The organism is Pseudomonas sp. B37(2017), from assembly GCF_002112885.1.
Lineage (GTDB): Bacteria > Pseudomonadota > Gammaproteobacteria > Pseudomonadales > Pseudomonadaceae > Aquipseudomonas > Aquipseudomonas paraglycinae.
In genome coordinates, this window is record NZ_NEIX01000017.1 from 80,622 (window position 1) to 87,135 (window position 6,514).

Below are 6,514 nucleotides of genomic sequence, written 5' to 3' on the forward strand. Positions count from 1 at the left end.
CGTTTTGGTGTCTGATTCGGTAAGGAACCGGGAGCACCATCTGCGTAGGCTTGAGGTTTAAGACTTGCGTCGCCTACGGTCTTGGATAGCCCCCGCCAGGCAGGGACCCCAATCTTTCAATTGGCGCAGTCAACTGCGCCAATTCTTGTCTTACGCGTCCAGCGAGCTCTGGTCGATGACCAGACCTGGGCCCATAGTGGTGCTCAGGGTAACGCGCTTGACGTAGATACCTTTCGAAGAAGCTGGCTTGATACGCTTCAGATCAGCGATCAGGGCTTCAACGTTTTCCTTCAGCTTGACGGCATCGAAGCCGATCTTGCCAACGGAAGTGTGGATGATGCCGTTTTTGTCGGTGCGATAACGAACCTGACCAGCCTTGGCATTTTTAACCGCGGTAGCGACGTCTGGGGTAACAGTGCCGACTTTCGGGTTAGGCATCAGACCACGTGGACCGAGGATCTGACCCAGTTGACCTACAACGCGCATGGCATCCGGGGATGCAATCACTACGTCATAGTTCAGGTCGCCGCCTTTCATTTCGGCAGCCAGGTCGTCCATACCTACACGGTCAGCGCCGGCAGCCAGAGCGGCCTCAGCAGCTGGACCCTGGGTGAACACAGCAACGCGAACGGTCTTGCCAGTGCCGTGTGGCAGCACAGTAGCGCTACGAACGACCTGGTCGGATTTACGCGGGTCTACGCCCAGGTTTACAGCTACGTCGAACGACTCGCTGAACTTGACAGTCGACAGCTCGGCCAGCAGTGCAGCGGCGTCTACAATGTTGTAGGCCTTGCCTGCTTCGATTTTGCCGGCGATAGCCTTTTGACGCTTGGTCAGCTTAGCCATTACACACCCTCCACGTTAAGGCCCATGCTACGAGCAGAACCGGCGATAGTACGCACGGCTGCATCCATATCAGCTGCAGTCAGATCCGCGTTTTTGGTTTTCGCGATTTCTTCCAGCTGAGCACGGGTAACAGTGCCAACCTTAACGGTGTTCGGACGAGCGGAACCGCTGGTCAGACCGGCCGCCTTCTTCAGCAGAACCGAAGCAGGGGTGGATTTGGTTTCGAAAGTGAAGCTACGGTCGCTGTAGACAGTGATGATCACTGGAGTCGGCAGACCAGCTTCCAGACCCTGGGTACGGGCGTTGAAAGCTTTGCAGAATTCCATGATGTTCACGCCGTGCTGACCCAGAGCAGGACCAACAGGTGGGCTTGGGTTAGCCTGAGCGGCCTTCACTTGCAGCTTGATGTAAGCGGTAATCTTCTTGGCCATGAGGCACTCCAATTACGGGTTCGAACGCCTCGAAAGGCTCCCCGGTTACTTGCGCGTTTATCCCAGTGACGACAAAACCCCACAGCCTAGGGCTGCGGGGTTGGGATGCTTGCTCAGCTAGACCTTTTCGACCTGACTGAACTCCAACTCTACCGGAGTAGAGCGTCCGAAAATGAGCACCGCCACTTGGATCCGGCTCTTTTCGTAGTTAACTTCTTCAACAACACCGTTAAAGTCAGCGAACGGTCCGTCATTGACTCGAACGGTTTCGCCTGGCTCAAACAACGTCTTCGGCTTCGGCTTGTCGCTACCGTCAGCAACGCGACGCAGGATCGCCTCAGCCTCTTTATCTGTGATTGGTGCCGGCTTATCAGCAGTACCGCCGATAAAACCCATCACCCGAGGAGTATCCTTGACCAAGTGCCAAGTACCCTCGTTCATGTCCATCTGAACCAGCACATAACCTGGGAAGAATTTGCGCTCGCTTTTGCGTTTCTGGCCATTACGCATTTCAACCACTTCTTCAGTGGGAACCAGAATTTCGCCGAAGCCATCTTCCATGCCAGCCAGCTTTACGCGCTCGATCAACGAACGCATGACATGCTTCTCGTAACCCGAGTAAGCATGCACAACGTACCAACGCTTAGCCACGGGACACCCTTAGCCGACAATCAAGGAAACAAGCCAGCCGAGCAGGGAATCAAGCCCCCACAACAGCAACGCCATAACCAGCACAACAGCCACAACAATCAGCGTGGTCTGCGTGGTTTCTTGGCGAGTTGGCCATACGACTTTACGAATCTCGGTGCGAGCTTCCTTAACCAGTACAAAGAAAGACTTGCCCTTGGCAGTCTGCAGACCTACAAAGGCAGCTACAGAAGCAATAACAAGCAAAGCGAGTACACGGTACAGGATCGGCGAAGCAGCGTAATACTGATTGCCGACAACGCCAACAATTACCAAAGCGACTACGACGAGCCACTTGAGCAAATCGAAGCGAGAGCCTTGAGCTTCAGCTTTAGGAGTCATCTATGAAGATCCTGTGAAAAGAAAGCCAGACACACCGAGTGAATCTGGCAGGTCAGGAGGGAATCGAACCCCCAACCTACGGTTTTGGAGACCGTCGCTCTGCCAATTGAGCTACTGACCTAAAACAAAATCAGGCCGACCATTATGCCGGCCTGAAAAAGACATTACAACTATTTACTCGATGATCTTGGCTACGACGCCAGCACCAACGGTACGGCCGCCTTCACGGATTGCAAAACGCAGACCGTCTTCCATCGCGATGGTTTTGATCAGGGTAACAGTCATCTGAATGTTGTCACCTGGCATTACCATTTCAACGCCTTCTGGCAGCTCGCAGTTACCAGTCACGTCAGTAGTACGGAAGTAGAACTGTGGACGGTAGCCTTTGAAGAACGGAGTGTGACGGCCGCCTTCTTCCTTGCTCAGAACGTAAACTTCTGCGGTGAACTTGGTGTGCGGCTTAACCGAACCCGGCTTAACCAGAACCTGACCACGCTCAACGTCGTCGCGCTTGGTGCCACGCAGCAGAACGCCGCAGTTCTCGCCAGCACGACCTTCGTCCAGCAGCTTGCGGAACATCTCAACACCGGTGCAGGTGGTGGTGGTGGTGTCACGCAGACCAACGATTTCCAGGGCGTCTTGAACGCGAACGATACCGCGCTCGATACGACCAGTCACAACAGTACCGCGACCCGAGATCGAGAACACGTCTTCGATTGGCATCAGGAAAGGCTTGTCGATAGCACGCTCTGGCTCTGGGATGTAGCTGTCCAGAGTTTCCACCAGCTTCTTGACAGCGGTGGTGCCCATTTCGTTGTCGTCTTTGCCTTCCAGCGCCATACGAGCCGAACCGATGATGATCGGAGTGTCGTCGCCTGGGAAGTCGTAGGTGGACAGCAGGTCGCGAACTTCCATCTCAACCAGTTCCAGCAGCTCAGCGTCGTCTACCAGGTCAGCCTTGTTCAGGAAAACCACGATGTACGGAACGCCTACCTGACGGGACAGCAGGATGTGCTCACGGGTTTGCGGCATCGGACCATCAGCGGCCGAGCAAACCAGGATCGCGCCGTCCATCTGCGCAGCACCAGTGATCATGTTCTTCACGTAGTCAGCGTGACCTGGGCAGTCAACGTGAGCGTAGTGACGAATGTTCGAGTTGTACTCAACGTGCGCGGTGTTGATGGTGATACCGCGAGCTTTTTCTTCTGGAGCGCTGTCGATCTTGTCGAATTCAACTACGGCCGAACCGAAAACTTCGGAGCAGACGCGAGTCAGAGCAGCGGTCAGCGTGGTTTTACCATGGTCTACGTGACCGATGGTGCCCACGTTGACGTGCGGCAGGGAACGATCAAATTTTTCCTTAGCCATCGATATCACCCCTAACAGAAGAAATTGAGCAAACAACACAAGCCATTAAAACAAAGGCAGATATTTTCATATCTGCCTTGTTATATGGAGCTCTTGAGCGGATTTGAACCGCTGACCTCACCCTTACCAAGGGTGTGCTCTACCAACTGAGCTACAAGAGCGTAACACTTTGCACAACCTGCAAACTTGGAGCGGGTAGCGGGAATCGAACCCGCATCATCAGCTTGGAAGGCTGAGGTTCTACCACTAAACTATACCCGCGGAGCCTGCAGCTCACGCTAAAATCTGGTGGAGGGAGAAGGATTCGAACCTTCGAAGTCGTAGACGTCAGATTTACAGTCTGATCCCTTTGGCCGCTCGGGAACCCCTCCTAATCAGGCCGGCATTCTATACTATGCCAAACCCCTGTCAAGCATTTTCTCATTTAAAAACCTGAGGTTAGCTGCATTGACACCACCCCGCTGCTGCAACCTTTTCAGGTCTTCGCTGTGGAGCGGGCGCCATTCTATGCAAACTATTCAGTAGGTGCAACCCCCTCGCACAGCATTATTTTATGTTTTAACTCATTGAATTCCTTGGAAAGGTTTTGTAGCTGAGCATCACCCAGCAAACGCTGGGTTTCGGGCGTAATCTGGAACCAATATGAGCCGCCGGAAGACTCTTTTGACGAAGGAAGAGCTTTTGCTCCAAGCTCCGTCAAACGCTGCTCCAACGCCTGAGCGGACTCGGGGCGCGCCACCCCCCCCACATAAAGGCACTCCCCATCAGGCTTTCCTCCAGTCCTTTTTTCACGGGAAGCATCACCACCAGCCTCACTCAGCAAGCGAATATCCTGTTGCGAACCACGATAAAGACTGAGGGGCGTGACATCCTTTGCGCGTAGCGGGGCCTCCTGCTGATGCCAGACGTAATAAAACACATTGAGTACCAGAAGCAGAAGGAACAACCAACGCATACAAACCTCAGGACAAAGGACACGCTATAGCCAAACCCACGAACACCAAATCGGAAACAATCCGAGCCTCAGGGGCGACATCTGAGACCAGCTCGGCGTCACCACCCGTAATGAAAACCCTGTAATCATCACCCCAGTAGGAACGCGCCATCTCCAGTTGCGTCAATACGAATCCTCTTAGCATCAACGAACAGCCACGCTCGACAGCCTCAACCGTGTTGCGCCCAGGAGCCTGACTCGTCAATGCCCGCTCCGCCGCCAGGTCCCCGTAGCGAATTTTTCGAGTATGCGTACGCAACTGATTACGCATCAGCGGCATGCCAGGACAAATGAAGCCTCCCAGATGCTCACCGTCCGCGGAGATAAAGTCCGCAGTCACCGCCGTCCCGAAATCAAGAACCAGACAAGCACCTTTAGCCAGGTGAAAACCACCAAGCATTGCCAGCCAGCGATCGAGACCAAGGCGCTCATAGTCGTCGTAACCGTTCGTTACGCCAGACATCTCGCGAGCGGGCGACGCACAGACAACGGAAATGCCGAACTCGCGCCTGAGCAAGCCAATCAGCAAATTGGTCTCATCTTCAGTTCTTACGCTGACAAGGCGACATTTACCGAGAGATATCTTCTCAAGCGACCGAAGACTGTCGACCAAGGCGCCATCAGAGTCGACCACACCTTCTGCGACCAAGGCGCCCAACCCTGCACTCAGCACCCGCCATTTGATAAAACTGTTTCCACAATCGAGCTCAAGAATCATCACGCAACCTCAAGCTGAGCTCACCACCACTAAAGACCTTTTCCACACCATCTACCTTTAGCCGCAGCGCGCCTTGATTATCGATTCCCAGCACCACACCCTCTACCTGATTGACACCGGCAGTGAGAGAAACCGGCTGTCCCTGCCACAAATGGCTAGCCTCCCACTCTGCCTGAAGCGCAGAGAAGCCGCCTGACTGGTGACGTCGCAGATAGAGTTGCAGCTGCTTACTCAGCTCAACCGCCAGAATATTGCGATCACAAGATTTACCCGACTCTAGACGCATTGAAGTCCATTGCTGATCGACTTCGTCTGTAGCCTGCATGTTCACATTAATGCCCACGCCCAATACTACGTGACAAACGTCCGCTGGATCTCCGACGAGCTCCAGCAGGATGCCTGCAATTTTTTTTCGCCCGACCAAAACATCATTGGGCCATTTCAGCCCCGCACCTGGCACCCCAAGCGCGCGCAGGGTCTGCATGACCGCGAGACCGACAACGAGACTTAGCCCCTCGAGCTGACGCATCCCACCATCGATACGCAACACGAGGCTGTAATAAAGGTTTTCAGCAAACGGACTTACCCATTTACGCCCCCTGCGCCCGCGACCGGAACTCTGCCGCTCAGCCAGTATTAGAAAAGGCGCAACCCGCCCTCGATCTACCGCTCGCAACGATTCAGCATTAGTTGAGTCGATGGAATCGAAGACACTGACAGACCAGCCAACAAGACCTTCCTCTATTGCGAGCGAGTCAAGTAACGCCAGCGGCGAGGCCAATTGATAGCCCCGCCCTCGAACTTTATGTATGGATAACCCAAGCTCCGCCTCCAGATGCTGAAGCTGCTTCCACACCGCACTTCGACTAATTCCCAGAGCAACGCCCAGGGCCTGACCGGAATGGAATCGACCATCCTTCAGAAGGTTCAACAACGTCAGCATGCAGGTCTCGCCTCAGAATGAGGCCCGAATAATAGCCATGCACCGGGCCGCTGCATAGAATTCAAACAATCCATTTTCCTGCGGGCAAAACAAAACCCCAACTGCTTTCGCAATTGGGGTTTCGGAATTTAATCTTGACGATGACCTACTCTCACATGGGGAAACCCCACACTACCATCGGCGAT

At 54.1% G+C, this 6,514-nt stretch carries 8 protein-coding genes and 4 tRNA genes; all 12 read right to left on the reverse strand.

What is annotated here, in order from left to right; genetic code table 11:
• Nucleotides 1-150 precede the first annotated feature (150 nt).
• The 12 genes from rplA to birA all read right to left on the reverse strand — a co-directional run bounded on the left by rplA (nt 151) and on the right by birA (nt 6,329).
• Nucleotides 151-846, reverse strand: coding sequence for a 50S ribosomal protein L1 (gene rplA, locus CAF90_RS27750; protein WP_003228754.1), 696 nt, complete (start codon nt 844-846; stop codon nt 151-153).
• A complete protein-coding gene (gene rplK, locus CAF90_RS27755; protein WP_003228756.1) occupies nt 846-1,277 on the reverse strand; it encodes a 50S ribosomal protein L11 in 432 nt (143 codons plus the stop codon). The genes rplA and rplK overlap by 1 nt, the downstream gene beginning before the upstream one ends.
• Before the next feature lie 117 nt (nt 1,278-1,394).
• Nucleotides 1,395-1,928 carry a transcription termination/antitermination protein NusG gene (nusG, locus tag CAF90_RS27760; protein WP_007957598.1) on the reverse strand — a complete coding sequence of 178 codons (534 nt, stop codon included), beginning with the start codon at nt 1,926-1,928 and terminating at the stop codon, nt 1,395-1,397.
• A gap of 9 nt (nt 1,929-1,937) precedes the next feature.
• Nucleotides 1,938-2,306: a preprotein translocase subunit SecE gene (gene secE / locus CAF90_RS27765; protein ID WP_085609140.1), complete on the reverse strand. Its 369-nt coding sequence runs from the start codon at nt 2,304-2,306 to the stop codon at nt 1,938-1,940.
• A gap of 45 nt (nt 2,307-2,351) precedes the next feature.
• Nucleotides 2,352-2,427 (reverse strand) — tRNA-Trp (locus CAF90_RS27770).
• 53 nt (nt 2,428-2,480) lie between these two features.
• Entirely contained in the window at nt 2,481-3,674 is a 1,194-nt protein-coding gene (gene tuf, locus CAF90_RS27775) for an elongation factor Tu (protein WP_010220303.1), read from the reverse strand.
• An 85-nt stretch (nt 3,675-3,759) separates the two neighbouring features.
• Nucleotides 3,760-3,835 (reverse strand) — tRNA-Thr (locus CAF90_RS27780).
• A 26-nt stretch (nt 3,836-3,861) separates the two neighbouring features.
• Nucleotides 3,862-3,935, reverse strand: a tRNA-Gly gene (locus CAF90_RS27785).
• A 25-nt stretch (nt 3,936-3,960) separates the two neighbouring features.
• Nucleotides 3,961-4,045 (reverse strand) — tRNA-Tyr (locus CAF90_RS27790).
• A 143-nt stretch (nt 4,046-4,188) separates the two neighbouring features.
• Nucleotides 4,189-4,629, reverse strand: coding sequence for a hypothetical protein (locus CAF90_RS27795; protein WP_085609141.1), 441 nt, complete (start codon nt 4,627-4,629; stop codon nt 4,189-4,191).
• Nucleotides 4,630-4,636: 7 nt separating this feature from the next.
• Nucleotides 4,637-5,386: a pantothenate kinase gene (locus CAF90_RS27800; protein ID WP_085609142.1), complete on the reverse strand. Its 750-nt coding sequence runs from the start codon at nt 5,384-5,386 to the stop codon at nt 4,637-4,639.
• Nucleotides 5,376-6,329: a bifunctional biotin--[acetyl-CoA-carboxylase] ligase/biotin operon repressor BirA gene (gene birA / locus CAF90_RS27805; RefSeq protein ID WP_085609143.1), complete on the reverse strand. Its 954-nt coding sequence runs from the start codon at nt 6,327-6,329 to the stop codon at nt 5,376-5,378. The genes CAF90_RS27800 and birA overlap by 11 nt, the downstream gene beginning before the upstream one ends.
• Nucleotides 6,330-6,514 lie beyond the last annotated feature (185 nt).

What these genes read in the sequence shown, in the direction of transcription:
- rplA (WP_003228754.1), bottom strand. Translation starts at nt 846, where the DNA reads ATGGCTAAGCTGACCAAGCGTCAAAAGGCTATCGCCGGCAAAATCGAA.
- rplK (WP_003228756.1), bottom strand. Translation starts at nt 1,277, where the DNA reads ATGGCCAAGAAGATTACCGCTTACATCAAGCTGCAAGTGAAGGCCGCT.
- secE (WP_085609140.1), bottom strand. Translation starts at nt 2,306, where the DNA reads ATGACTCCTAAAGCTGAAGCTCAAGGCTCTCGCTTCGATTTGCTCAAG.
- tuf (WP_010220303.1), bottom strand. Translation starts at nt 3,674, where the DNA reads ATGGCTAAGGAAAAATTTGATCGTTCCCTGCCGCACGTCAACGTGGGC.
- CAF90_RS27795 (WP_085609141.1), bottom strand. Translation starts at nt 4,629, where the DNA reads ATGCGTTGGTTGTTCCTTCTGCTTCTGGTACTCAATGTGTTTTATTAC.
- CAF90_RS27800 (WP_085609142.1), bottom strand. Translation starts at nt 5,386, where the DNA reads ATGATTCTTGAGCTCGATTGTGGAAACAGTTTTATCAAATGGCGGGTG.
- birA (WP_085609143.1), bottom strand. Translation starts at nt 6,329, where the DNA reads ATGCTGACGTTGTTGAACCTTCTGAAGGATGGTCGATTCCATTCCGGT.